Source organism: Streptomyces sp. NPDC048462 (assembly GCF_043200175.1).
In the GTDB taxonomy this organism is placed as follows: domain Bacteria; phylum Actinomycetota; class Actinomycetes; order Streptomycetales; family Streptomycetaceae; genus Streptomyces.
Window position 1 is genome coordinate 346,281 of record NZ_JBICXG010000003.1, and the last position, 24,757, is coordinate 371,037.

Consider the following 24,757-nt stretch of genomic DNA (forward strand, 5'->3'; position numbering starts at 1 on the left):
CCTGGAGCTGGAAGTCCCTGAAGCGGAAATGCCGTGCGGGGGGGCCGCCCCGGGGGCCGGCCCCCCCCCCGGGGGGGCCCCCCCCCCGGCGGGGCGCCCCCGGCCGCGCGGCTCGGGGGGGGGGGGGGGGGGGGGCCGCGTCGGGCCCCCCCCCCCCGCGTGGGGGCGCCCCCCCCAGGCGGCTGATGGGCGGGGGGGGGGGGGGGGGGGGCGCCCCCCCCCCCCCACGGGTGGTCACCCTACGGCTGCTGGAAGCCCGCGGCGGCGAGGATCTTCTGGGCCTCCGGGGTGGAGAGCCACTTGACGAACGCGTCAGCGGCCTCGCTGCTCTTCGTGGTCTTCAGCGTCGCGGCCGGGTACGAGGCGACGGCGTTCTGGGCATCGGGGATGTCGATGGCCTCGACCTTGTCCGTGGCGGTGGCGGCATCCGTCTTGTAGACGAGACCGGCGTCCGCCTCACCGAGCTCGACCTTGCTGAGGACGGCGCGGACGTTGGGCTCCTGGGAGACCGGCTTCACGGCGATCTTCTGGGCGTCCAGGATCTGCTTGCTGTAGCGGCCCACCGGCACCTCGGGGGCGGCGAGCACCACCTTGAGCTTGGTGTCGGAGAGGTCCTTCAGGTTGTCGATCTTCTCCGGGTTGCCCTTGCCGGTGGCGATGACCAGGCGGTTCTTCGCGATGACGGTCGGCGTGCCGGTGTCGGAGCTGAGGCCGTCCATCGTCTTGGTGTCGGCGGTGACCAGGGCGTCGGCGGGCGCGCCCTGCTTGACCTGGGCGGCGAGCTCCTGCGAACCGGCGAACGAGAACTTCACCTTGGTTCCGGGGTGCTCCTTCTCGTACGCGGCACCGGCGGTCTTGAACACGTCGGTGAGGGACGAGGCGGCCAGCACCGTCAGGTCCGCCTTCGGCACCCCGGTCGAGGAGGCGGTCGCGTCGGCGCCCGAGTCCTTCTTGTCGTTGTCGCTGCCACAGGCTGCCAGCGGGACGAGGAGAGCCGCCGTGAGGATCGAGGCTGCGGTACGGCGTCTGGTGAAGGCGAGGGACATGAGGGTCGGGACTCCTTGGGAACGCGGCCGGCTGGTGCCGCCCGAGCGGATGGTGGTGAGCCGCGCCGGGGACGGGCGACGCCGCTTGTGGAGCTGTGGGGCTCAGGTGCGGTCGGTGCGCACGCCGGGCGACGTGTGGCGGGTGGTGGTCACCCGGGCTGCGACATCACCCATGGCGGGGGACTGCATGTGCCACACAATAGGTCTTTTCGGTTTGCATTTACAACGCGTAATGCGAAGCTCCATAGCAGATGCGGAGTCGTTCGGAGGAAACTCCGAAGCGGCAGGCGCATGGATGTGCCCAGGTGAGGGGTGGTCCGTGAAGCTGTTTTCTCTCTTTTGCCGGGCGGGGTGCCGCAATGCCCTCGCGCCTGCGGCGCCCGCCTGCCGGCCGTGCCGGAGATGTTTAGAGTGGGGAATACAGACCGGGAAATACCAGACATTTCACTCTGAATTCGAGGCACCTCCCCATGAGCCTGAGCATCCGTAACCAGATCGCCGGCACCGTCACCGCCGTCACCGCGGGCGATGTGATGGCCACCGTCAAGGTCCGTCTGGTGGGCGGGCAGGAGATCACGGCCGCGATCACGCTCGAAGCGGTGAAGGAGCTCGGACTCACCGGCGGGAGCCCGGTCCGCACGCTGATCAAGTCCACCGAGGTGTCCCTGGCGACCGGCGACGTCGAGGGGCTGAGCATCCGCAACCAGATCCGCGGGACCGTCACGGACGTCGCCACCGGCGGTGCCATGGCGAGCGTCAAGGTCTCCGTCGAGGGCGGCGAACTGACCGCGGCGATCACCAAGGACGCCGTGACCGACCTGCGGCTGGCGTCGGGCGCCTCCGTCACCGCGCTGATCAAGTCCACCGAGGTCTCCCTCGCCGCGGCCTGAGCCACCGGCCGGGCGGGCGGCACGGACCGGGCGGGAGGCGCGGACCGTGCCGGTTCGCCGAAGAGCCGGTGTGCGGACGGGGGCGGCTATACGGAGACCGGCCACGCTCCGACCCACACATGTGTGATGGCGCTGATGTAGCGCGCGCCGCACCGGTCGGCCGGCACCACCAGCTGGCTTCCCGCCGCGTCCAGCCCCTGACCGTCCATCCGGGTGGCCAGGAGGACCGGGACATCGCCGAAATCGGCGTCCACCTCCGCCCATGACAGCACCGTGTGGTGCCCGTCCCCGCCGGTGACCGCCACGAGGTAGCGGGACCGGTCCTTGCGCCTGCGGGCGTCGAACACCGGATGGGCGTCGAGAACCACCTCGCGGAGCAGGGGGCCCTCGAAGCTGTGGTGCTGCGGGCCGTTGGTGGCGCAGTCGAAGACCACGTCCGCCCGGTGCTCCTCCCACCCGCTGCGCAGGTCCTCCACGGTCAGCGTGGCCGGGCACTCCACGTCCCCGCGCAGCGCGAAGGGGGTGAACGGCGGTGCAGGTGTGCGGGGTTGCGCGCTGAGTCGGCTCATGGGGATCCCCAAATCGGACGGCCCGCAGGGCGGCTGTCAGAAGGTATGCCCAGCCGCCGCCCCGCGAAATCGCGCGTACGAGGCAATGTCCGCTGAAAGCCTGGCGTTTGTGAACCGATACCGTTGATCCCGCGTGTTTCTGCCGTATCCCCGGATCACCGGCCGCCCGGCCGGCCGGACCGGGCGCGGGCCTGTTCGTCCAGGGCCACCCAGACCCGGTCCCTGGTGAGGGGCAGTTCGGTGAACCGGACTCCGGTGGCGTCCCGCAGGGCGTTCACGAACGCCGGCGCGACCGGGTTGAACGGGCTCTCACTCATCGACTTCGCCCCCAGCGTGCCGATCGAGTCGACGGTCTCCATGAAGTGCACCTCCGTACGGGGGATGTCGGAGTACTGCGGCAGCCGGTACTGGCGGAACGCGGCGGTGGTGACCTTGCCCCGCTCGTCCAGCCGCACGTTCTCGAAGAGCGTGGCACCCAGGGCCTGGGCGATTCCGCCCTCCACCTGGCCCCGGCACTGCATCGGGTTCATGACCTTGCCCGCGTCCGCCGCGTGCACACTGCGCAGGATCCTGATCTCGCCCGTGCCCGGATCGACGGCGAGCCTGAACCACTGGGCGTTGAAGGCGACGGAACGCGGCGTCCCGCCGAAGTGACCGTCCGCCGCGAGTTCCCGGCCCGCCGACTGGGCCGCGGCGTGCAGCTCCTTCAGCAGGATCCGCGTGTTCCGGTGCTCGACCGCGTCCTCCAGGAGGCGGCACTCGTCGCGGTGCACCCCGAGGTGCTGGGCCGCGAACGTGAGGAGGGTCTCCGCCAGGGCCTGGGAGGCTCGGAGCGTCGCCTTCCCGGCCACCACGGTCCCGGTCGATCCGAAGGCCCCCGTGTCGTGCTTCACGACGTCGGTGTCCGACTGGCGCACGGCGATCCGGTCGACGGTGGTGCCCAGCTCGCCCGCCGCGATCTGCCGGTGGACCGTGGTGGTGCCGTTGCCGAACTCCGCCGTCCCCACCGCCAGATCGAGGGTCCCGTCGGCCAGCAGGCTGATCCGGGCGTCGGCGATGTGCCCGCCGGGCGGCCCGGTCGCGATCATGGACAGCGCGGAGCCCTCGCCCACGAGCCACCCCTCGGATGCCGCGTCCGGCGGCTCGGCCCGTGCGGTCCGGACGATGCCGAGGCACTGGTCGAGACCGTAGCTGGCGATGTGCAGGTCCTCCTCCTCGCCGCCCGGACTGATCATGGGCTCACCCGGGCCGATGATGTTGCGTGCGCGGAACTCCAGGGGGTCCATGGAGAGCAGCCGGGCCAGTTCGTCCATGACGGACTCCATGGCGAAGACGACCTGCCCGAGCCCGTAACCCCGGAACGCGCCCGCGGGCACGGCGTGGGTGTAGACGGCGTAGGCGTCCGCCTTCTTGTGCGGGGCGCGGTAGACGGCCATCGACTCACCGACGCTGTGGAACATCACGGCCGGCCCGTGGTTGCCGTACGCCCCGGTGTTGGACACCACCCGCAGCTGAAGCGCGGTCAGGGCTCCGTCGCGACTGGCCCCGGCCTTGACCCGCACGGTGAACGGGTGCCGGGTGGTAGCGCCGAAGAACTGCTCGGCGCGGGTGTACTCGAGTTTCACCGGACGGTGCAGACGCATCGCGGCGAGTACGACGATGTCCTCGACGATCATCTCCTGCTTGCCGCCGAAACCGCCGCCCACCCGTCCCGCCAGGACCCGTACCTTCTCCAGCGGCAGGTCGTACAGGGCGCAGAGCGCCCGCCGGGTGAGGAAGGGGGTCTGGGTGCTGGAGCGCACCACGACGCGTTCCGGCCCCTCCTCCGGCTGCTCGAACCAGGCGACCGCGCCGTGCGTCTCCAGGCTGGCGTGCTGGACCCGCTGGGTACGGAACGTCTCCTCGTACACCACGTCGGCCGCGGCGAAACCCTCGTCGACCGAGCCGATCTCACCGTGCGACTCGCCCACGACGTTGTCCAGCGGCCGGGCGATCCGGGCCTCCGCGGCGTCCTTGGCGTGCACGACCGGCGCCCCCGGCAGCATCGCCGCCTCCGGGTCCAGAACGGCCGGCAGCACCTCGTACGTCACCTCGACGCGCCGGCAGCCCTCCTCGGCCGCCGCCTCGCTGTCGGCGACGACCGCGGCCACCCGCTGGCCGATGTAGCGCACGGTGTCGTCCAGCACCCGGGTGTCGTCGGGGTCCTCGGTGGGGTGTTCGTGCCGGGCGGTGGAGTAGTGCCGTTCGGGGGCGTCGTGGTGGGTGAGAACAAGGCGCACCCCCGGGACGCGCAGCGCGGCCGAGGTGTCGATTGTTGTGATCCGGGCGTGCGCGTGCGGGGAGCGCAGCAGCTTCATGTGCAGGAGGCCGGGAACGTCGATGTCGAAGGTGTACCGGGCGGTCCCGGTCACCACCTGGGGGCCCGCCGGGGCGGGCAGGCTGCGGCCGACCGCCGCGCCCGCGCACGGGGCCTCGACGTGCTTCACACCGCGCACCGCGTCCTCGATGGCGCGATAGCCGGTACAGCGGCACAGGTTGCCCTTGAACGCGCGGGGCAGGTCGGTGAGCTGGTCCTCGTCGAGGGCGGCGGTGGTCATCAGGTACCCCGCGGTGCAGAACCCGCACTGGAACCCCTGTGCGTCCAGGAACTTCTGCTGCACGGGGTGCAGTTCGCCGTCCGTCGCCAGGCCCTCCACGGTGGTCACCGACCGGCCGCCTGCCCGCAGGGCCGGGTAGATGCAGCTGTGCACCGGCTCCCCGTCGACGTGGACGGTGCAGGCCCCGCAGTCACCGGCGTCGCAGCCCTTCTTCACCCCGAACCAGCCCCGGTCGCGCAGATAGGTGCGCAGGCACTGTCCGGGCCGGGGTTCGGCGTCGAAGGGCTGCTCGTTGACATGGATACCGAAACTCATCGCACACCTTCCGTGGTCAGCTCGCGCCGGACCTCCTCGGCCAGGCGGAAGGCCATGTGCCGCCGCCAGGCGGGCAGTCCGTGGATGTCGTCGAACCAGTCGCCGTCGCCGATGGCCGTCTCCAGGGCGCCGCGCAGCCCCTTCCGGTCCGGTGGCAGCGGGAACCAGAACCGGAAGGGACGGACGGTCGCCGCGGTGACCGTCACGGCCAGCGAGCCGTCCTGCTCGTCGAGCACCCCGATGACCAGGGCGCCCGACCTGCCCAGGCCGTAGAGCGAGGCCTGCCGGAAGGCGGTGCGGGCGGCCAGCGTCCGGGCGGGCAGCGTGACGGAGCGCAGCAGCTCGCCCTCGCCCAGGTCCTTGCGCCCGGCGCCGGTGACGAAATCGGCCACCCGTACCCGGCGCAGGGAGCCGTCCTGGGCCTGGAGGAGGCACACCCCGTCGAGGGCCGAGGTGAGGGAGATCATCGGCCCGGCAGGCAGGGCGTTGCAGAGGTTCCCGCCGACGGTGGCCATGTTCCAGATCTTGAAGGAGGCGAGGAAGGCCCGGCAGCACTGCTCGAACAGCGGCGCCGCCCGTACGCGGCTGCGCTTCCCGTGCCGGGACAGCTGGGCGATGGTGCAGGTCGCGGCGAACTCCACGGAACCGTCCGGGTGGTGCGTGACCGGCTCCCAGCCCATCCTGCTCAGATCCACCAGCCGCCGCAGATGGGGCTGGGGCTCGGAGAACAGGTAGGTGCCCCCGCCCAGCCAGGCGTCACCGGGCCGCCAGGGCTCGTGGGAACGGGCGTCCCGGATGTCCCGCACGGTGTTGAGATCCATGTCGTTCTCCACTCCGGCCGCTGCGTCGTCGGCCATCGAGAACCTCAGTGAAGCAACGCCGCCGCCTCGCGCACGACTGGTGCACCACACGGAAAAACACCAGCTCCCGCGTCACGTCCTGGAGGATCCACCAAGAGGTGTATCTATCACTTCACCTGGCATTTACGATGGCCGGACTCGCAGTCGCCTCGTGAATGTGAGATGTCGGGGCCCGGACCCGGCAGTCGCGCAAGGAGTCACACCATGCACGTCGAACACCTTCTCCAGCTCGAATCGCTCGGCCTCACCCTGCTGTGGGGCGAGGAACCCCTGCCGGTCCGGGAGATCAGCGGGGTCACCGCCACCGACCTGGAGGACCCGGCCCGCTTCCTCCAGCAGGGGGAGATCGTGCTCAGCGGCCTGGTGTGGTGGCGCCCCACCGACGAGCCCGAGAAGGCGGAGCGGTTCGTCACCGCGCTGCGGGCGGCCGGTGCCGTGGCCCTGCTCGCGGGCGAGGAGACGCACGGCACCGTGCCCGAGGTCCTGGTCGACGCCTGCCGGACCCATGGCGTCACCCTCGTCGCCGTCCCCGCGCGCACCAGCTTCCGGGCCATCACCGAGGCGGTCTACCTGCGGCAGTGGGGCGATCTCAGCCGCCGCCCGACGCACCACTACGCGACCCCGGAGAACGTACGCAACGAACTCAGCGCCCTGCTCGCGGCCGGCGCGGACCCGGACACGCTGCTCGACCGGGCCTTCGCCCACCTGGGCACCCCGCCCGCCTACCTCCTCAGCGCGACCGGACGCACCCTCGCACGCACCCCGTCGGCCCCGCCGCTGACCGCACGACGCGGCGCGGAACGCCTGCACGGCTCCGCCGGGGTCACCCTGCGCATCGAGTCGGACGGATCCCCCTACGACGTCTGGCACCTCTACGTCCCCGACACGGCAGGGGCGCCGCCCCGCGTGCTGCACGAGATAGCCGACGTGCTCGCCCAGCACCGGCACCGCGCCGCCCCCGGCGAGAACGCGGCACGCCGCAGGGGCGACGAGCTCGTCTCGCTCATCGAGGCCCCGCACACCGACGGGACGTCACTGCGCGTCGCACTCCATGGCTGCGGCCTCTCCGGCATGGGGCCCTACCAGGTGGTCGCCGCCCGGCCGGCCCACCAGGACGACGCGGGCGCGGCGGCGGACGCCCTGGCCGAGGCCCTGCACCACGACCCCGGCCGGCCCTTCGCCGTGGGCCGGCTCACGGCAGGCGTGGCCGTGGCCGTGGTCCGGGGCGAACCGGAAGACATCGAGGGCCGGTTGCGCGAGCTGTGGCCCGTCCTTGACGGCTGCCACCCGGGCGGGGCACTCCACGGCGGGGTGGGCGCGGTGGCCGCCGGTCCCGAGGAACTGCACGGAAGTCTCGTACAGGCCCGCTACGCCCTCACGGCGTCCCGTGCCACCGGGCCCGCGGCGGCCGGACTGACCTCGGCGGGCGACCTCACCACCCTGCGCACCCTGCTCGCGGGACTCCCCGGGGAGGTGCGCGAGGTCTTCAGCGCCCGGACCCTGGGCCCGTTGACCGACGGGGACGGCGCCTCGCAGCGCATGATGCTGCACACCCTCGAAGTCTTCCTCGCCCACAACTGCTCCTGGGCCCGCGCCGCGGAAGCACTGCACCTGCACGTCAACACCGTCCACTACCGGGTCCGGCGCATCGAGCAGCTCACCGGCCGCGATCTCTCGCGCCTCGATCACCGGCTCGATCTGCAGGCCGCCCTGATGTGCCGCTGACCGCGAGAGCGCGGGAAGGGATCAGCCCCGGCTGCCCGGCCGGTCGATGTGCACGTTCGTCGACTTCACCCGGGCCGTGGCCATGACCCCGACCGCCAGGCCGAGTTCATCGACCGACTCGCGGCTGATCAGCGACACCAGCCGGTGCGGCCCCGACTGGATCTCCACCTGCGCCACCACGTCGTCGGCCGTCACCGAGACGACGATCCCGGCGAAGGAGTTCCGGACCGACGTCAGCACCTCCCCGGGCACGGGATGCAGCCCTGCGGCACGCTCCATGGCGAAACCCGCGAGGCTGACACCGTCGATCACCCGGTTTCCCGAGCCGCCCCGGTCCATGACGAGGTGGCCGCCGTCGGCCCAGCGGCGGACGGTCTCGGGACTGACGGCCAGCAGCTCCGCGGCCTGGCCAATGCTGTACGAGGGCACCCGCGCACTCTAGGGCCTTTCGTTCGGATCACGTGCCGGGCGGCTGCCGCCGGACGCGCCGGCCCGCAGCCCGTCCATCACCAGGTCCAGCAGCCGGGCGGCGCGCGGCTGCCAGTCGCTGTGCGGGTCGATCTGCCAGAGCCCGGCTATGGCGAGCAGGAAGTCCTCGGCGGTCAGCCCCGTACGGATGGTGCCCGCCCTCTCGTTGGCGTCCAGCAGGATCGTGACCGCCCCGGTCACCGGGCCGTGGCCCAGCCGGGCCAGGCCGCCCTGCCGGCTGACCGTCGTGCGCAACGCCTCGGCCAGACCCGCCTTGGCCATGGCGAACTGCGCGAGCCGGTCCATCCACTCGCGCAGGGCCCGGTCGGGGTCGTGGGTGAGGAGCAACTGGGCCGCGGAGCCGGCCACCTGCTGCATCTCGTAGCGGTAGACCTCCAGGACGAGCGCCTCCCGGTTGGGGAAGTTGCGGTAGAACGTCCCCTGCCCGACGCCGGCCTTCTTGGCGATCACGCTCACCGGTGCGTCCGCGGCCAGCGTCAGCTCGGCCAGCGCGACTTCCAGGATGCGTTCACGATTGCGCTGTGCGTCGGGACGCAGCGGGGCGTTCTTCCCGTCCTGCACACGTCCTCCTTCCGGGCTCGCGGCCATGGCCGCCCTTGATAACCGGACAGCTGTCCACTAGGTTTGATCACTGGCGGACAGCTGTCCGCTTAGCCTTACCTTAGCGGCATTTCCAGCCAGTACGGCCGGCCGGTGCCCCACCCTCACCTGCGCAATCGGCCCCGTATCGCCCCGTTCTCTCCACCCCTCTCCCTCCCGGGCCGTCCGCCGGGACCCGTCTCGTTCGACGACGCGCATCAGCAACGCGAAAGAAGGCTGTTCATGGCCCCATCGACGTCCAGTGCGATCACCCTGAACATCAATGGCGAAAAGTACACGCTGCCCGTCGACCATCGCACCACCCTGCTCGACGCCCTGCGCGAGCGGCTGGATCTGACCGGCACCAAGAAGGGCTGCGACCAGGGGCAGTGCGGTGCCTGCACGGTGCTGCTCGACGGGCGCAGAGCCGTGTCCTGCCTGCAGCTCGCGGTCGCTGCCGAGGGGCGCGAGATCACCACCATCGAAGGCGTCGCCGACGGCGACCGGCTGCACCCCGTCCAGCAGGCCTTCCTCGACCTCGACGGCTACCAGTGCGGCTACTGCACCCCGGGCCAGATCTGTTCCGCCCTCGCCGTGATCGAGGAGCACGCGGCGGGCTGGCCGAGCGCCGTCACCGAGGACGTCCGGCCGGAAGCGGGGGCGCCCGCGCTCACCGCCGAGGAGATCCGCGAGCGGATGAGCGGCAACCTCTGCCGCTGCGGCGCCTACGTGTCGATCGTGCGGGCGGTCGCGAGCGCCGCGGCGGCCTCCGCCGACGGGGTCAAGGAGCAGGTCGCATGAGGGAATTCGGCTACGAGCGCGCCTTCGACGTCTCCGGGGCACTCGCGGTGCTCGGCACCGACCCGCAGGCTCGCTTCCTGGGTGGCGGCACCAACCTGGTGGACCTGATGAAGGCCGGTGTGGAGCGCCCCGCACTCCTCGTCGACGTCCAGGAACTGCCTCTGGACACGATCGAGTTCACCCCGGAGGGCGGCCTGCGCATCGGCGCGACCGTCACCAACAGCGATCTCGCCGCCCACCCCGAGGTGCGGCGGCACTACCCGGCGCTGGCTCAGGCGCTCCTGGCCGGCGCCTCCGGACAGCTGCGCAACATGGCCACCGTCGGCGGGAACCTGCTCCAGCGGACCCGCTGCGGCTACTTCACCGACCTCGCCAAGCCGTGCAACAAGCGGGTTCCGGGCAGCGGTTGCCCGGCCGTCGCGGGCGAGCACCACAACCACGCGATCCTCGGCGCCTCCGAGCACTGCGTGGCCACCCACCCCTCGGACATGGCCGTCGCGCTCGCCGCGTTCGACGCCGTCGTCTCCTACGAGACGGCCGAGGGGCCCGGCGAACTGCCGATCGCCGAGTTCTACCTGCCGGTGGGCACCACCCCGCACATCGAGACCGCCCTGCCGCCGGGCGCCCTCGTCACCGGTGTCACCCTGCCGCCGGCCGCGGTCGCCGCGCACTCCCGGTACCGCAAGGTGCGCGAACGCGCCTCGTACGCCTTCGCGGTCGGCTCCGTCGCCGCCGCGCTCGACGTCCGGGACGGCGTCGTGACCGAAGTGCGCCTCGCGTTCGGGGCGGTCGCGTCCCGGCCGTGGCGGGCCCGCGCCGCCGAGCGGGCGCTGACCGGCGGACCGGCGAGCGCCGAGGCGTTCGCCTCCGCTGCGGATGCCGAGCTGGCAGCGGCCGAGGCGCTACCGGAGAACGGGTACAAGGCGACGCTGATCCGCAACCTGGTGGTGGCCGTGCTGAGTGAACTCGCCGAGGAGGCAGCCCGATGACCACGACGACCGACAGCGCGGCGTTCACCGGGGCCGTCGGCTCGGGCCGCACCCGGGTGGAGGGCCACGACAAGGTCACCGGAGCCGCCCGCTACGCGGGCGAGATCCCCTTCGCGGACCTCGCCCACGGCTGGCTGGTGCTCTCGACGGTGGCCCGCGGCCGGATCCGCGAGGTGCGGGACACCGAGGTCCTGGCCATGCCCGGAGTCCTCACGGTGCTGCACCACGGGAACGCGCCGCGCGTCGATACCGACTACGTCGGCATGCTGGGACGGCCCAACCCGGTCGTCGGCCTCTTCCAGCACGACCGGGTGCCCTTCGTGGGCTGGCCGGTGGCGATGGTCGTGGCCGAGACGTCCGAACAGGCCCGGGAGGCTGCCGAGGCGCTGGTCGTCCGCTACGACGAGGAGGAGCCGCACGACGTGGCGTTCTTCGCCGGGCACCCCGGTGCGTACGTCCCGCCGAGCGGTGTGATGGCCGAGGCCGAGACGTCCAAGGGCGATCTGGAGGCCGAGCTGGCAGGGGCCGCCTTCGTCGTGGACGAGGACTACACCACGCCCGAGGAGCACCACAGCTCGATGGAGCCGCACGCGGCGACGGCCCGCTGGGACGACGGCCGGCTCGACGTCGTCGACTCCAACCAGGGCAGCACCTGGGTGGCCGCCGAGCTCGCACTGATCTTCTCCCTCGACCCGTCAGCCGTTCGGGTACGCTCCGAGCACGTCGGAGGGGCCTTCGGCTCCAAGGGCCTGAGCCCCCATCAGGTGGCCGCGGTGATGGGCGCGACCGTCCTCCAGCGTCCCGTACGCGTCGTACTGACCCGGCGACAGATGTTCTCGCTGGTGGGGTTCCGCAGCCCCACGGCGCAGCGGGTCAGGCTCGGCGCCGACGCGGACGGCCGGCTGCGCGCGTTCGACCACCGCGCACAGAGCCTGACGTCGACCGTGCACGAGTTCGTCGAGACGAGCGCCGTGCTGGGGCGGGTCCTGTACGACGCCGACGCGCACCGCACCCGGCACACGCTGGTGCGGCTCGACGTGCCGTCCCCGACCTGGATGCGCGCACCGGGCGAGGCGCCGGGGTCCTTCGCCGTCGAATCGGCGCTCGACGAACTGGCCGAGAAGTGCGGCGTGGACCCGGTCGCGCTGCGCATCCGCAACGACACCTCGGTGGGACCCGTGTCGGGGCTGCCGTTCAGCAGCCGCAACATGGTGGCGTGTTTCGAGGAGGGCGCCCGCAGGTTCGGCTGGGCGGAGCGCGACCCGCGCCCCGGTGTGCGCCGCGAGGGCCGCTGGCTGCTCGGGACCGGCACAGCCGCGGCCACCTACCCCTCGGGGGTCAGCCCGTCCACCGCCGCCGTGACCGCGGAGCAGGACGGCGGCTTCACCGTGCGGATCAACGCGGCGGACATCGGGACGGGTGCCAGGACCGCGATGACACTGGTCGCCGCCGACGCCCTGGAGGTGGACCCGGACCGGGTCCTGGTGCGGATCGGCGACAGCGATCTGGGCCCGGCGATGATCGCCGGTGGCTCGATGGGCACCCGCTCCTGGGCCTGGGCGGTCATGCTGGCGGCCGGGGAGCTGCGGGAGCGGCTGGCCCTGGGCGGGGGCATTCCGCCGGAGGGGATCACCGCGAGGTCGAACACCGCTGAGGTCATCGGCACCCTCCCGCAGCTGGAACGGCACTCCTTCGGTGCGCAGTTCGCCGAGGCGGCGGTGGACGTCACCACCGGCGAGGTGCGGGTGCGCAGGCTGCTCGGCATCTACGCCGCGGGCACCATCGTCAACCCGCTGACCGCCCGCAGCCAGTTCGTCGGCGGAATGACCTGGGGGCTGTCGATGGCCCTGCACGAGGAGGCGATCAGGGACCAGGCCTCCGGCGGCCACGTCGGCGCGGACCTCGCCGGCTATCACTTCGCCTCGCACGCCGATGTGCCGGTCATCGAGGCGGACTGGGTGGACGACCACGTGCCCGGCGACCCCGTCGGGATCAAGGGCATCGGCGAGATCGGAGTCGTCGGCGTCGCCGCGGCGATCGCCAACGCGGTGTGGCACGCCACCGGCGTCCGCCACCGGGAACTGCCGATCCGTCCCGACCGCGTCCTGCGCGCGGCGCAGGAGGCCCCGCGCGCCTGACCCGCGGACGCCAGGGGCGGCGTGACCCGGAAGGGCCACGCCGCCCCTGGCCGCACCGGCTGCTGCGCCGGGGTCAGAACTTCCGCAGGGCGACCGAGCCGCCGGGCCGCAGTTCCACCTTCCGGGTCACGCCCTTCCAGCTCACCTCGGTGGTGCGGCCGCCGACACTGCGGATCCGCGCCTCGCGCACCTTCCCGTCGCGCCAGCTCAGGTCCACCACGAAGCCGCCGCGCGCGCCCAGTCCGGTGACCGACCCCGAGCCCGCCCACGCCGCCGGCAGGGCGGGCAGCAGCTCGATGTGGCCGGGCCGCGAGTAGAGGAGCATCTCGATCATGGCCGTGGGCGTACCGAAGTTGGCGTCGATCTGGAAGATGCCTCGGTCCGGCTCGGCCTGGTAGATGTCGAACAGGTTCATCGCGGAGCCGTTGCTGCCGCTGACCGAGGGCCGCAGGTTGTTGACGACGAGCCGGTAGGCGTTGTCGGCGTTCTTCAGCCGTGCCCAGCACATCGCACGCCAGGCGTTGGCCCAGCCGAAGTTCTCCATGCCGCGGGCCTCCAGCAGCGCGGTGGCCCCGGCCAGCAGCTCGTCGGAGACCGCACCCGGCCGGATCCGGTCCCCGGGGAAGAGGCTGATCAGCGGCGACAGATGACGGTGCGTCGTCTCGCCCAGGTTGTCCGGAGACATCCACTCCTGGAGCCAGCCGGTCTTGGGACTGACCTCGGGCAGGTACAGCCGCTTGCGCATCTTCGCCACCGCCGCGCCGTACCGCGCGTCGCGGCCGAGCAGCGCGCACGCCTCCTCGAAGTGCAGGAAGAGATCCCGGACCACCTCCTGGGCGTAGGTGTTGCCCTTCGCGTCCTGCGGCCCGTGCTCCGGGGACCAGTCGCTGTCCGCGATCAGGACCTCCCGCCGCTCGCCCGTCGCGGCATCGGTGACGGTCGTGGTCAGCAACCGCGCCTCCCAGAACTCGCAGGCACCCTTCAGCATCGGGAAGATGCGCGCCACGTGTGACCGGTCCTGGGTGAACTCGTAGTGCTCCCAGAGGGAGTTGCACAGCCAGGCGTTGCCCGCCGGGTGCCACCACCAGCCGAGGCCGCCGTGGATGTTCGTGGAGAACGCCACGGTCCAGCCGGCGACCTTGCCGCTGGAGTTGCGGAAGCGGTTGGCCGGATCCTGGAAGTGGCTGCCGGTCACCTCGGTCCAGGACGGGAGCTGCGCGAGACAGTAGTCCGTCAGCGCGTCGAAGCAGGGGGACAGCCCAGCGCGGTCGGCCATCCAGTAGTTCATCTGGATGTTGATGTCGGTGTGGTAATCACCCATCCAGTCGGGGTCGTTGCCGTCCAGCCAAAGGCCCTGGAGCGCGACCGGCAGCCCGCCCCGCGACCCGGAGATCATCAGGTAGCGGCCGAACTGGAGGTACAGCGCCTCCAGTTCCGGATCGGGATCGCCCTGTGCCGTACGGGCCCGCAGTCGCTCCCAGGTGTCCAGGGAGCGCTGCTGCGGTGTCGAGGCCCCCAGGTCGAGGGTCATGCGGTCGAACAGGCTCCGGTGGTCGGCCACATGGGTGTGCAGCAGTTCGGTGGCGGAGACGGCGGCCGCGTCACGGGCCTTGGTGCGCGCGAGGGCGAGCGGGTCGAGCCCCGGGTTGCGGTAGCCCTTGGCCGCGTCGGGGGCGTAGTCGGTCCCGCCGCTGATCACCACGGTGAGGTCGGCGCACCGCGTGAAGGTGATCCGGCCGCCGTCCGTGGACACCTTGCCGCTGCGGCTCTGCGCCAGGACGACCGCCCCGTAGCGCAGCCCGTTGTCGAACGAGTCCGCCAGGGAGAGCTCCGCCCCGCGCCCGTCCGCCGAGGTGGTCTCGCCGTGCGTGCCGTCCAGCGCGAGCGTGCCGGTGTAGTGGCCGCCGCCGCGCTGGGTGAACCGGATGACCACGACGTCGTCCGGCCCGCTGGCGAAGACGCTGCGCTCGTACGTCACACCGGAGCGGGTGTAATGGGAGGTGATGACGCCCCGGGCCAGGTCGAGGCCGCGGCGGTAGCCGGACACCGCGGACAGCTCGTGGTCCGGGATGTCGACCGTCACGTTGCCCAGCAGCGTGAGACTTCCGAAGTCCGCACGCCCGTAAGGGAACTGACCGTCCGCGTCCAGTTCGTCGTTGATCCCGCCGGTCCACAGGGTGGCATCGGTGATGTGCAGCAGTTCGCGGGCGGGGTCGTTGCCGACGAGCGCGCCGAGCCGGCCGTTGCCCACCGGGAGGGCCTGCCCGATCATCGAATCGGCGGACGCGGGGGCCCGGTACCACAGTTCGGTGGGCCGGCCGGGTGCGCGCGGCGGGGCCGCGGCGGGACGCTCCGGGGCCGGTGAGGCGGCGAAGGCGGGCAGCGCGCCCAGGGCGGTGGCCGAGCCGACGGCGGCGGCGAGCGTGAGCAGACGGCGGCGGCTCGGGTGGTCGGGACCGGGCTGCGCGGGCGGCTGCGGGTGCTGGTGGTTCACGGGGACTCCATTCCGGTGCGGATGACGGGCGGGGAGAAGCGCTGGGGCGGCTCGGGGCAGCGCCGGGCGTCAGCTCCGCTTCGGTACGTCGATGCGGTCGATGTCGGGCGAGTAGCCCGAGGCGCCGCTGTCGAAGGTGACGGTGTTGCGGCCGGCCTTGAGCGTGACGGGAACACTGATGGTCCCGGCCGCGCCCCAGCCCCCGCTGGACGGGAAGACCATCTTGGTGGCCGGCTTCCCGTTGGCCGAGACCTCGACGGACCGCTCGTCACCGGAGGTGTAGGCCACGTTGACGTAGTACGTTCCGGTCCGCGCCGCTTCGATGTTCTCGAAGCTCAGCGAGCCGCCCTCGTAGAGGTTGCCGACCTTCCTGCCGCCGGAGCAGTCGTCGCAGCCGGCGACCTCGGCGTGGCCGGAGAGCGTGTTGGCCGGGGACTCCGCCTCGTACGCCGTGGTCCGAAGTCCCGAGCCGTGCGGGGCGACGGTGAACAGCCGCGAACCGTGTGCGGGCAGGGCCTCGGTGATGCCGTCCTTGTGCTGTCCCAGGCTCTCCTTGTTCCACAGGTCGCGCACGGACGCCTTGCCGCTGAAGCCGAGTGCCGACCAGCGGGCCGTCACCGGGGCGGGCGACGAGCCGAGGTTGAACAGCGCCACGGTGTAGCCGCCGTCGGGGTTCCTGGCCGCCCACACCTGCTCGTCGCCCGCCGTCGTGACGGGGTGGGCCGGTGCGCCCGGCCGCTGGTTGACCCGGAGCACTTCGCGGTTGGTCAGCAGCGAGACGCCGTACGCGTCCAGCTTGGTCAGGTCGTCACCCGAGTAGAGCGGCGACTTGGCGATGGACCACAGCGTCATGTAGCTCTGTCGCTCGGCCTTCGTCAGCCCGTCCATCTCGCCGTTGCCGACGTCGATCGCGTCCAGGTCGTTCCAGCCGCCCAGACCCGCGTGCCGGGTCCACGCGGGGGTGTCGCGCCAGCGGGCCTTCGCCGAGCTGTCCCACGTCACCAGCGTCTCGCAGTAGCACTCGACATCGGTGTCCACCCGCCAGCCGTCGGAGTTCTCCTTCCAGCTGTCGGCGTAGTCGACATCCAGCGACCAGGAGATCTCCAGATGGACGGGGCGGCCGGCGCGCGCGATGGCCTTCTTCCAGGCGGCGACGTCCGCCCGGTTGTCGTAGTTGTCACCGCTCTTGAAGGAACCCGGGCCGACCCCGTCGAGCTTGAGGAAGTCGTATCCCCAGTCGGCGATCAACCGGGCCTGGGAGTCGATGTACTTCTGGGCGCACGGCCGCGAGAAGTCGATCTTGTACGAGCTGTCCCAGCCGTTCGTCGTGCGCAGATCACTGTGGACGATGTCCCCGGTGGTGCAGCCCGGTGCGTTCCAGATCGGCAGCTTGCCGTCGCCGTACCCCTCCTTCTCCAGGCCGACCGGCAGGTAGATGCCGGCCTTGAGGCCCTTGCGGTGGAGTTCGTCGGCGACCGGCTTCATTCCGCGCGGGAAACGTTCCGGGTCGGCCTGCTGGCGCCCGTAGCCGTCGAACTCCGGCGTCCAGTCCTGGTCGCGCCACCAGCCCGCGTCGATGTTGATGTACTCGTAGCCGAACCGCTTCAGCTTGGCGGCCATCGCGTCGGCCTGCTTGAGGACGTTCGCCTCGGTGAGATAGCTGTACTGGCCGGTGGGGTTGAGACCGGGGTACGAGCTGGTCTGCATCGACCAGCTGCTCCACCCCATGAACGGCTTCTGGGCCCGGCCCTGTCCGGCGGCGGGCGCCGGGGCGGCGGCGGACGGCGTGGCCGGGGCGGTGTCGGGTGCGGCCTGCGCCGGAGGTACGGCGACGGCGACGGCGGCCGTGACTGCGAGGACCATCGCGGCGCGCGCGGCTCGTCTCGTGGTGCGGGCGGGGGAGGGCATGCGGGTGGTCTCCTGCTCTGGTCGTAGGCGGCGGTGGGGGAGAGGGGGCAGGTCGGTGGTGGGTGCGCGGGGTGCGGTGGCCGCGTACCGGAGGGCTCGGGGCCGGTCCGCCGTGCGCCCGCGCGTGCGCCCTTCAGCGCCGGCGGCCTCGGAAGGCGCCGCTCCTGGACGGTCCCGGTGTGCGGCCCTGCTCGGTCATCGCTGCTCCTGGAAGGTGTCGGGTCCGATGAAGGTCTGGATGGCGGTGGCCGCGGCGCCGCGCGCCCACTCCTCGAACGGCAGCGGGCGGGTGATCACCTCGCACCGCGCGGCCGTACTGAAGACGGTGGCGGCGAACGCGTCCCGGATCTGTGAGGCGAACAGGTCGTACGCGGCCAGCCCCTCGCCGGAGATGATCACGCGCTCGGGGCCGAGCAGATTGGCGACCGCCCCGATGGCCCGGCCGATCGCGGCCCCGGCGCGGGCGAAGGCCTCGCGGGCCACCGCGTCACCGGCCCTGGCCAGTTCCAGCGCGTGCGCCGGTCCGCCGACTGGCTGCCCCGTCCGCTCCTGGATGCTGCGCGCGATGGCGGAGTCCGAGGCGATCGCCTCGACACAGCCCCGGTTGCCGCAGTGGCAGAGCGGCCCGTCCGGGTCGATGGACAGATGGCCGATCTCACCGGCCACCCCGTGTGCCCCGGCCACGACCCGGCCGTGGACCACCAGTCCGCAGCCGATCCCGGCCCCGACCGTGACCAGCGCGAATCCGGAGCGCCCGGCCCCCGCGCCGAACCACTGCTCCGCCACGGTCAGCGCCCGGACGTCGTTGTCCACGGTGACCGGCAGACCGGTCGCCGCCCGCGCCGCCCCGGCCAGGCCGACATCGCGCCAGCCGAGGAACGGGGAGTAGCGGACCACGCCCGAGGCCCGGTCCACATCGCCGGAGACCGCCACGGCCAGCCCGCGCACTCCGACGCCGAACCGCCCCGCCTCGATGAGCAGTTCGCCGCTGAGCGCGGCGATGACCGAGATCACCGAGGCGGGCGACCGCTCGGACAGCGGCACATGGCGGGCCACTCTGATCCGGCAGCAGAGGTCCGCGAGAACCGCGATGACCTCGTCAGCGGTCACCTTGACGCCGATGAACAGGGCGCGCCCGCCGTTGACCCGGACCGGGTTGGCCGGCCGCCCGACCGTCGCGGGCGCGGTGCCGTCGGTCTCCTCGACGAAGTACCCGGTCGCCATCAACGGGCGTACGGCCTTGGTCACGGCCGCCGACGACAGTCCGGTCCTGCGCGCGATCTCCACCCGGGAGAGCGGCCCCTGGGACAGGGCTGTGGTGAACACCAGAGAGGCAGCCGGCGTCGGCGCCGGGAACGTCTCGACGAGGTTGGTCGATGACATGGCCGGAAACGTAGGGGAGTTAATTTCCTCTGTCAAGAAAAAAAGTCAACCTCGCCAAGGTGCCGTGGCGGCGGGCCGGGCCGGCCTCGCCCGGTGCGCAGCCGGGCAGTTGGCCGCGTGGTCATCGCCGCGAAATCCCCCGTACCCGGCAGGACTTCGGGGTTCCCCGAGGATCGCCATGGGCATGACACCGCTTGGTGCGGCCCGACCCTTTCGACCAGGAGGAACCAGTGAAGAACAGACGACGGATCCGCAACGTGCCCCTCGTGCTGGCCGCGGCCGGGGTATTGGTCCTGGCGTCGCCGGGCAGCGCCTTCGCCGACGTGCCGGGCGCGCTCCCGGCGAACGCCGACGGGCTGGAACAGACCTTCCAGCCGGCGTACGACTACGACGGGGACGGCTGCTATCCGACCCCCGCCATCGGCCCGGACGGCACCATAGCCCCCGGGCTGAAGACCACCGGAGCCGTCAATGGCAGCTGTCACGACTCCTGGGACCTGGACAACACCAACGGCTACGCGCGCTCCAAGTGCAACAACGGCTGGTGCGCCATCATTTACGGCCTCTACTTCGAGAAGGACCAGGCCGTGGCCGGCAGCGGTCTCGGCGGGCACCGCCACGACTGGGAGCACGTCGTGGTCTGGGTGCAGGACAACGAGGCGAAGTACGTCTCCACCTCGGCGCACGGCGGGTTCAGCGTCTACGGCCGGGACCGGATCCAGTGGGACGGCACCCATCCCAAGGCCGTCTACCACAAGGACGGGATCGGGACGCACTGCTTCCGTCCCGCGACCTCGGGCGACGAGCCGCCCGAGAACCACTACCACCAGTGGCAGTTCCCCGACCTCGTCGGCTGGAACGGATATCCCGAGGGCCTGCGGGACAAGCTGGTTCAGGCCGACTTCGGCAGCGCCGTCTTCGGCCTGAAGGACGGGAACCTCGCCGGGCACCTGCAGAAGGCGATGCCCGCCGGTATCCCCTTCGACCCCAACGCCTGACGGGCCGGGCGCGAGCGGCCCGGCGGGGCGCGGCGGCGCCGGTCAGCGCCGCCCCGTCCCGCCGGACCGGCCGGGCAGCGGCGCGAAGAGGCGGTGGGCCGCCATCGCCGCGCCACCGCGCGCCCATGTCTCGAACGGCAGCGGCCGCACCAGGAGTTCGCACCGGGCGGCGGCGCCGAAGGCCTGGGCGCCGAAGGTCCGCCGGATCTCGTCGGAGAACAGGTCGTAGGCCGCCACGCCCTCGCCGGAGATGATGATGCGCTCCGGGCCGATGAGGTTGGCCACCGAGGCGATCGCCAGTCCCAGCGCCCGCCCCGCCCGGGTGAAGACGTCGCGCGCGGCGGCGTCCCCGGACCGGGCCAGGCGCACGGCACCGGCGAGCGAGAGAGCAGTGTCGCCCGTCTGTTCCCGCACCTGGTCGACGATGGCCTGGGTGGACGCGACGGCCTCGACGCAGCCGGTGTTGCCACAGGTGCAGACCCGGTCCGTTCCGCCGACGGGCAGATGCCCCAGTTCGCCGGAGACCCCGAACGCGCCCGAGACCACCCGGCCGTGCACGGACATCCCGCATCCCACCCCCGCGCCGACCGTGACCAGGGCGAACGAGGAGAGCCCGACCCCGGCGCCGAACCACTGCTCGGCGACCGTGAGCGCCCGTACGTCGTTGTCGATCACCGTCGCGATGCCGGTGGCCTCCTCCACCAGGGTGGCGAGCCGGACGCCGTGCCAGTCGAGGAAGGGCGAGTAGCGGACCGTGCCGCTGGGTCCGTCCACATCGCCGGAGACCGTCACGCCGAGGCTGTGCACCGCCGGGCCGGACCCGTTCGCCCCCTTTCCGGCCCGCCCGGAGAGCGAGCCGACCAGCCGGGCCACGGCCCCCACCACCGTGCCGACGTCCCGCGAGCGCAGCGGGACCCGCTGGGTGGCAAGGGGCGCGGCCGTGAGGTCGACGAGCATGCCGATGAGCTCGTCCGAGGTGATCTTGATGCCGATGAACCCGGCCCGCTCGGGCCGCACCGCCACCAGTGTGGCCGGGCGGCCGGGCTGCCGTTCACCGGCCGGCCCGAGCTCGGTGATCCAGCCGTCGTCGAGCAGGGGTGCCGAGACCTTGGTGACGGCCCCGGAGGAGAGGCCGGTGCGGCGTCCGAGCTCCGCCCGGGTCAACGGCCCCTGGGTCAGCAGGGCCTGGAGGACGAGGGCAGCGGACGGCGGCTGCCGGGAGAGGTTCACCCCGTGGAGATTACCTTCTGGCCGAAAGCAAGGGAGGTGGGACCGGGAGCGTGAAACACCCAGGAACAGGGAAATGGCCTTGAGCCCATGGAGAATATATTGACGATGGAAGGAAACTCTCGTTACAGTCGCCGCGCTCTCGAGAGGACATGCCATGACCCGCACCACCACCCGGATCGCGCACCTGCGGGCGGCCGGGGTGAGCTTCGTCGTCGAACTCCGCACTCCGCTGCCCCGTGTCCTGCACTGGGGCGAGGATCTCGGTGAGCTGTCCGACGAGGGTCTCGCGGCCCTCGGGCTGACGGCCGACGCCGCCACGCTCAACAACTCGCTCGACGAACCGAGGCAGTTCACCGTCTGGCCCACCGAAGCCGATGGCTGGCTCGGCACCCCGGCCCAGCAGGGCCACCGCGCCGGGACGGCCACCGCGCCCAGGGCCGTGATGACCGGAGCCGAGGAACGCCCCGGCGAACTGCTCATCGCCCTCCGCGACACGGACGCCGCGCTCGACATCACCCTCACCTACCGGCTGGACCCCTCGGGCGTCCTGGGTGTGCGCACCAGCCTCTCGTGTCCGGCCGGCTCCGCCGCGGACCCCGCCGCAGGGCCGGGTCCGGACTCCGCCGCCGGCGCCGTCCCGTACGACCTCGCCGCCACCACCGCGCTGCTCCCGCTGCCGAGCCGCGCCCAGGAGATCCTGGACTTCACCGGGAAGTGGTGCCGCGAACGCACCCCGCAGCGCGGCCGGCTGGCGTTCGCCGGACACGTCCGTGAGGTGCGCCGGGGCAAGCCGGGACTGGACGCCCCGCACCTCCTGACGGTCGGGGTGCCCGGATTCGGGTTCCGCACCGGTGAGGTCTGGGCCCTGCATGTGGGCTGGAGCGGCAACCAGCGCTGGCTGGCCGAGCGGCTGCCCGAGGGCGCAGGGGTACACGGGGGAGTCCTCGGCGGCGGCGAACTGCTGGCGCCCGGCGAGATCCGGCTGGCCCCGGGCGACCGGTACACCTCGCCCGAATGCTTCTTCGCCTGGTCCGGGGAAGGGCTGGACGGGCTGGCCGGCCGCTTCCACGCGATGCTCCGCGCCCGGCCCGGCCATCCGTCCACACCTCGGCCGCTGACCCTGAACACCTGGGAGGCGGTGTACTTCGACCACCGCCCCGAACGGCTGCTCGCGCTGGCCGACGCCGCAGCCGAAGTCGGGGTGGAGCGCCTGGTCCTGGACGACGGCTGGTTCCTCGGCCGCCGGGACGACACGGCGGGGCTCGGTGACTGGACGGTGGACCCGCAGGTGTGGCCCGAGGGGCTGACCCCGCTGGCGGAGCGGGTGCACGCGCACGGGATGCAGTTCGGGCTCTGGGTCGAACCGGAGATGGTGAACCTCGACTCGCGGATGGCCCGCGAGCACCCCGAGTGGATTCTCGGCCCGTCCGCCGGCGTGGGTCCGAGCTCCCGGCACCAGTACGTGGTCAACGTCGCCGACGAGCACGCCTTCGCCCACCTGCTGGAGCGGCTGGACGCCCTCGTGAGCGAGTACGGCATCGACTACCTCAAATGGGACCACAACCGGGACCTGCACGAAGCGGTGCGGCGCGGTGCGCACGGCGCCGACCGGCCCGGTGTGCATGCTCAGACGGCGGCCCTGTACCGGCTGATGGACGCGCTCAGGGCGCGCCACCCCGCGCTGGAGATCGAGTCGTGCTCCAGCGGCGGCGGCCGGGTGGACCTCGGCGTGCTCGCCCGGACTGACCGGGTCTGGGCGTCCGACTGCAACGACCCGGTGGAGCGCCAGGCCATCCAGCGCTGGACCGGGCAGCTGCTGCCGCCCGAGCTGGTCGGCGCCCACGTCGGGGGTCCGCGCAGCCATACGACGGGGCGGGTCACCGATGACTCCTTCCGGCTGATCACCGCGTTGTTCGGCCACGCGGGCATCGAGGACGACCTGACCGCGCGCACCCCGGCGCAACGCGTCACGCTGGGCCGGTGGGCGGCGCTCTACAAGGAACTGCGCGGACTCCTGCACGGCGGACGGGTCGTCAGGGCGGACCTCGATGACGAGGCGACCCAGCTGCACGGCGTGGTCGCGCCGGACACCGGTTCCGCGCTGTACTGCTGGACGCGCACGGAGACGTCCGTGCCCGGCCAGTCCGGCCGGGTCCGGCTGCCCGGCCTCACCCCGGGCCGTTCCTACCGGGTCCGGATCCGTACGGAGGCGGGACTGCCCGCCCTCCACCAGGTCGCCAGCCCCCTGTGGTGCACGGCGGCGCTCGACGGCTGGGTCCCGGTGCCGGGCGCCGTGCTGACCGGTGCCGGGCTGCCGATGCCGACGCTCAACCCGGGGCAGGCGCTGCTGATCGAGGTCGCGGCGCAGGTGTCCGCGGGCTGACCGCGGTCCACCGGTCCGGCGCGGGCTGAGCGGTGGACCACCGGGCGGGGTCACGGGCTCGCGGCGTCGTAGCCGTAGCGCAGCGGCCCGTCGCCCGGGAGCAGGCCGAGCCGGTACACGTACAGGGCCTCGGCCCGGACGCCGCCCGGTGCGGCCTCCACCTCGCAGGGGCGGGTGATCTGCAGGACCGTCGGCCGGTCGGTGACGCGCAGGCGCAGGCCGTGGGCGGGGCCCCCGACGAGCACGGCGTGCTCCTCGCGTGTCGTGCAATCGGTATCCATGCCCATACTTTAAAGGTTGCGCAATGGGAGGAGTCTTTACCTTCGCTCCTGTCGGTCCCCGGCCGCTGCCAACGGGTCCGCCGAGGCCCCGGACGCGATGCCGAAGTCCGGGTCGGGCACCTCCGTCGGGCTGATGAGGGTGGAGGGCCTGCCGTCCGTGCCGACCGGGACGTCGCCGTCGATGGTCACGCGGCGCAGCTTGCGCTCGTGGGTGTCCGAGTCGTCCACCCCGTAGTGCTGGGTGGCGCGGTTGTCCCAGATCGCTACGTCGCCGGCCTGCCACTGCCAGCGCACGGTGTTCTCCGGGCGCTCGATGTGGGACTGGAACAGCTCGACGAGAGCGCGCGAGTCGCGGCCGGTCAGTCCGCTGATGCGCTGGACGAAGTTGCCCAGGAGCAGCACCCGTTCGCCCGTCTCGGGGTGGACGCGGACCACCGGGTGCTCGGTGAGGAACTTCGTCGAGGCGAACACCCTCTGGTACTGGGCGAGCGCCTCGGGCAGCGCGTCCGGGCGCACCGAGACGTAGTCGTAGTCGTTGGAGTGGACGGCCCGCAGGCTGTCGGCCAGGGTGCGCAGCTGCTCGGGCAGCCCGGCGTACGCGGCGGCGGTGTTGGACCACAGGGTGTTGCCGCCGTAGGGCGGGACGGTGACCGCGCGCAGGATGGAGAAGGCCGGATAGGCGGGTACGAAGGTGACGTCGGTGTGCCACTGGTTGGCCCGGCCGCCGTGGTCGGAGTCGATGCCGAGCGAGTAGCGGCCGTCGGCGGACGGGACGGTCGGGTGGGCGACCGGGGTGCCGAGCAGCCTGCCGAACGCCTCGTGGCTGTCCTCGTCCAGGTGGTCCTGGCCCCGGAAGAAGACGACCTTGCCGGCCAGGACCGCGGCCCGGACGGCCGCGACCGTCCCCGGGTCCAGACCGCCCCCGAGACGTACTCCGGAGATGACGGCGCCGATGCGGCCGCCGAGCTTCTGGACCGTGATGGTGGTGGGAGCGGGAGCTGTGGTTGCCGAGGACATCGCGGGATTCCTTTCGGTGGGCACGCCCGTCCGGGCGGCGAAACGCCCGCCGTCGGACGCGGCGG

Annotated in this window: 19 protein-coding genes; 7 read left to right on the top strand and 12 right to left on the bottom strand. The window is 72.3% G+C overall.

What is annotated here, in order from left to right:
• Positions 1 to 239: 239 nt before the first annotated feature.
• Positions 240 to 1,046, bottom strand: a complete 807-nt coding sequence (gene modA, locus ACGFU6_RS07570; RefSeq protein ID WP_393608769.1) for a molybdate ABC transporter substrate-binding protein — start codon at positions 1,044 to 1,046, stop codon at positions 240 to 242.
• 470 nt (positions 1,047 to 1,516) lie between these two features.
• Here modA and ACGFU6_RS07575 point away from each other — a divergent pair, with 470 nt between their 5' ends.
• Positions 1,517 to 1,936 carry a molybdopterin-binding protein gene (locus ACGFU6_RS07575; protein ID WP_393608770.1) on the top strand — a complete coding sequence of 140 codons (420 nt, stop codon included), beginning with the start codon at positions 1,517 to 1,519 and terminating at the stop codon, positions 1,934 to 1,936.
• Positions 1,937 to 2,022: 86 nt separating this feature from the next.
• Here ACGFU6_RS07575 and ACGFU6_RS07580 read toward each other — a convergent pair whose 3' ends face one another.
• The 3 genes from ACGFU6_RS07580 to ACGFU6_RS07590 form a co-directional block, all read right to left on the bottom strand.
• Positions 2,023 to 2,505, bottom strand: a complete 483-nt coding sequence (locus ACGFU6_RS07580) for a molybdopterin-dependent oxidoreductase (RefSeq protein WP_393608771.1) — start codon at positions 2,503 to 2,505, stop codon at positions 2,023 to 2,025.
• A gap of 155 nt (positions 2,506 to 2,660) precedes the next feature.
• On the bottom strand, positions 2,661 to 5,417 hold the full coding sequence (locus ACGFU6_RS07585) for a molybdopterin-dependent oxidoreductase (RefSeq protein WP_393608773.1): 2,757 nt from the start codon (positions 5,415 to 5,417) through the stop codon (positions 2,661 to 2,663).
• The gene (locus ACGFU6_RS07590) at positions 5,414 to 6,238 is read right to left on the bottom strand and encodes an FAD binding domain-containing protein (RefSeq protein WP_393609070.1); all 825 of its coding nucleotides are present in this window, start codon (positions 6,236 to 6,238) and stop codon (positions 5,414 to 5,416) included. Before ACGFU6_RS07590 ends, ACGFU6_RS07585 begins: the two co-directional genes overlap by 4 nt.
• A gap of 243 nt (positions 6,239 to 6,481) precedes the next feature.
• Between ACGFU6_RS07590 and ACGFU6_RS07595 the strand changes: the two genes are divergently transcribed.
• Complete coding sequence (locus tag ACGFU6_RS07595; RefSeq protein WP_393608775.1) at positions 6,482 to 8,002, top strand: helix-turn-helix domain-containing protein; 1,521 nt, start codon at positions 6,482 to 6,484, stop codon at positions 8,000 to 8,002.
• A gap of 21 nt (positions 8,003 to 8,023) precedes the next feature.
• On the opposite strand, the gene ACGFU6_RS07600 is transcribed toward ACGFU6_RS07595, so the two are convergent.
• Both ACGFU6_RS07600 and ACGFU6_RS07605 read right to left on the bottom strand, forming a co-directional pair.
• A complete protein-coding gene (locus tag ACGFU6_RS07600; protein ID WP_393608776.1) occupies positions 8,024 to 8,431 on the bottom strand; it encodes a molybdopterin-binding protein in 408 nt (135 codons plus the stop codon).
• Between the two features lie 9 nt (positions 8,432 to 8,440).
• The gene (locus ACGFU6_RS07605) at positions 8,441 to 9,052 is read right to left on the bottom strand and encodes a TetR/AcrR family transcriptional regulator (protein WP_393608777.1); all 612 of its coding nucleotides are present in this window, start codon (positions 9,050 to 9,052) and stop codon (positions 8,441 to 8,443) included.
• 261 nt (positions 9,053 to 9,313) lie between these two features.
• Here ACGFU6_RS07605 and ACGFU6_RS07610 point away from each other — a divergent pair, with 261 nt between their 5' ends.
• Genes ACGFU6_RS07610 through ACGFU6_RS07620 form a run of 3 tightly spaced genes read left to right on the top strand, consistent with a single transcriptional unit; the run spans position 9,314 to position 12,998 of the window.
• Complete coding sequence (locus ACGFU6_RS07610; protein ID WP_393608778.1) at positions 9,314 to 9,871, top strand: (2Fe-2S)-binding protein; 558 nt, start codon at positions 9,314 to 9,316, stop codon at positions 9,869 to 9,871.
• Positions 9,868 to 10,860 carry an FAD binding domain-containing protein gene (locus ACGFU6_RS07615; protein ID WP_393608779.1) on the top strand — a complete coding sequence of 331 codons (993 nt, stop codon included), beginning with the start codon at positions 9,868 to 9,870 and terminating at the stop codon, positions 10,858 to 10,860. Before ACGFU6_RS07610 ends, ACGFU6_RS07615 begins: the two co-directional genes overlap by 4 nt.
• Positions 10,857 to 12,998, top strand: coding sequence for a xanthine dehydrogenase family protein molybdopterin-binding subunit (locus ACGFU6_RS07620; protein ID WP_393608781.1), 2,142 nt, complete (start codon positions 10,857 to 10,859; stop codon positions 12,996 to 12,998). The genes ACGFU6_RS07615 and ACGFU6_RS07620 overlap by 4 nt, the downstream gene beginning before the upstream one ends.
• 73 nt (positions 12,999 to 13,071) lie before the next feature.
• Here the strand turns inward: ACGFU6_RS07620 and ACGFU6_RS07625 are convergent, their stop codons facing one another.
• The 3 genes from ACGFU6_RS07625 to ACGFU6_RS07635 all read right to left on the bottom strand — a co-directional run bounded on the left by ACGFU6_RS07625 (position 13,072) and on the right by ACGFU6_RS07635 (position 18,783).
• A complete protein-coding gene (locus ACGFU6_RS07625; protein ID WP_393608782.1) occupies positions 13,072 to 15,492 on the bottom strand; it encodes a glycoside hydrolase N-terminal domain-containing protein in 2,421 nt (806 codons plus the stop codon).
• Between the two features lie 69 nt (positions 15,493 to 15,561).
• Complete coding sequence (locus tag ACGFU6_RS07630) at positions 15,562 to 17,400, bottom strand: alpha-galactosidase D (protein ID WP_393608784.1); 1,839 nt, start codon at positions 17,398 to 17,400, stop codon at positions 15,562 to 15,564.
• Between the two features lie 195 nt (positions 17,401 to 17,595).
• The gene (locus ACGFU6_RS07635) at positions 17,596 to 18,783 is read right to left on the bottom strand and encodes an ROK family protein (RefSeq protein ID WP_393608785.1); all 1,188 of its coding nucleotides are present in this window, start codon (positions 18,781 to 18,783) and stop codon (positions 17,596 to 17,598) included.
• A 230-nt stretch (positions 18,784 to 19,013) separates the two neighbouring features.
• On the opposite strand from ACGFU6_RS07635, the gene ACGFU6_RS07640 reads away from it, so the two are divergent.
• Positions 19,014 to 19,781, top strand: coding sequence for an NPP1 family protein (locus tag ACGFU6_RS07640; protein ID WP_393608786.1), 768 nt, complete (start codon positions 19,014 to 19,016; stop codon positions 19,779 to 19,781).
• A gap of 42 nt (positions 19,782 to 19,823) precedes the next feature.
• Here ACGFU6_RS07640 and ACGFU6_RS07645 read toward each other — a convergent pair whose 3' ends face one another.
• A complete protein-coding gene (locus tag ACGFU6_RS07645; RefSeq protein WP_393608788.1) occupies positions 19,824 to 21,011 on the bottom strand; it encodes an ROK family protein in 1,188 nt (395 codons plus the stop codon).
• A gap of 154 nt (positions 21,012 to 21,165) precedes the next feature.
• Here ACGFU6_RS07645 and ACGFU6_RS07650 point away from each other — a divergent pair, with 154 nt between their 5' ends.
• Positions 21,166 to 23,394 (top strand): alpha-galactosidase, encoded by a 2,229-nt coding sequence (locus ACGFU6_RS07650; RefSeq protein WP_393608789.1) that lies wholly within the window; start codon positions 21,166 to 21,168, stop codon positions 23,392 to 23,394.
• 50 nt (positions 23,395 to 23,444) lie between these two features.
• On the opposite strand, the gene ACGFU6_RS07655 is transcribed toward ACGFU6_RS07650, so the two are convergent.
• Together ACGFU6_RS07655 and ACGFU6_RS07660 are read right to left on the bottom strand one after the other, a co-directional pair.
• Positions 23,445 to 23,675 (bottom strand): hypothetical protein, encoded by a 231-nt coding sequence (locus ACGFU6_RS07655; RefSeq protein ID WP_393608790.1) that lies wholly within the window; start codon positions 23,673 to 23,675, stop codon positions 23,445 to 23,447.
• Positions 23,676 to 23,711: 36 nt separating this feature from the next.
• Positions 23,712 to 24,692: a TauD/TfdA dioxygenase family protein gene (locus tag ACGFU6_RS07660; protein ID WP_393608792.1), complete on the bottom strand. Its 981-nt coding sequence runs from the start codon at positions 24,690 to 24,692 to the stop codon at positions 23,712 to 23,714.
• Positions 24,693 to 24,757 lie beyond the last annotated feature (65 nt).

What these genes read in the sequence shown, in the direction of transcription:
- modA (WP_393608769.1), bottom strand. Translation starts at nt 1,046, where the DNA reads ATGTCCCTCGCCTTCACCAGACGCCGTACCGCAGCCTCGATCCTCACG.
- ACGFU6_RS07575 (WP_393608770.1), top strand. Translation starts at nt 1,517, where the DNA reads ATGAGCCTGAGCATCCGTAACCAGATCGCCGGCACCGTCACCGCCGTC.
- ACGFU6_RS07580 (WP_393608771.1), bottom strand. Translation starts at nt 2,505, where the DNA reads ATGAGCCGACTCAGCGCGCAACCCCGCACACCTGCACCGCCGTTCACC.
- ACGFU6_RS07585 (WP_393608773.1), bottom strand. Translation starts at nt 5,417, where the DNA reads ATGAGTTTCGGTATCCATGTCAACGAGCAGCCCTTCGACGCCGAACCC.
- ACGFU6_RS07590 (WP_393609070.1), bottom strand. Translation starts at nt 6,238, where the DNA reads ATGGATCTCAACACCGTGCGGGACATCCGGGACGCCCGTTCCCACGAG.
- ACGFU6_RS07595 (WP_393608775.1), top strand. Translation starts at nt 6,482, where the DNA reads ATGCACGTCGAACACCTTCTCCAGCTCGAATCGCTCGGCCTCACCCTG.
- ACGFU6_RS07610 (WP_393608778.1), top strand. Translation starts at nt 9,314, where the DNA reads ATGGCCCCATCGACGTCCAGTGCGATCACCCTGAACATCAATGGCGAA.
- ACGFU6_RS07615 (WP_393608779.1), top strand. Translation starts at nt 9,868, where the DNA reads ATGAGGGAATTCGGCTACGAGCGCGCCTTCGACGTCTCCGGGGCACTC.
- ACGFU6_RS07620 (WP_393608781.1), top strand. Translation starts at nt 10,857, where the DNA reads ATGACCACGACGACCGACAGCGCGGCGTTCACCGGGGCCGTCGGCTCG.
- ACGFU6_RS07630 (WP_393608784.1), bottom strand. Translation starts at nt 17,400, where the DNA reads ATGCCCTCCCCCGCCCGCACCACGAGACGAGCCGCGCGCGCCGCGATG.
- ACGFU6_RS07635 (WP_393608785.1), bottom strand. Translation starts at nt 18,783, where the DNA reads ATGTCATCGACCAACCTCGTCGAGACGTTCCCGGCGCCGACGCCGGCT.
- ACGFU6_RS07650 (WP_393608789.1), top strand. Translation starts at nt 21,166, where the DNA reads ATGACCCGCACCACCACCCGGATCGCGCACCTGCGGGCGGCCGGGGTG.
- ACGFU6_RS07655 (WP_393608790.1), bottom strand. Translation starts at nt 23,675, where the DNA reads ATGGATACCGATTGCACGACACGCGAGGAGCACGCCGTGCTCGTCGGG.
- ACGFU6_RS07660 (WP_393608792.1), bottom strand. Translation starts at nt 24,692, where the DNA reads ATGTCCTCGGCAACCACAGCTCCCGCTCCCACCACCATCACGGTCCAG.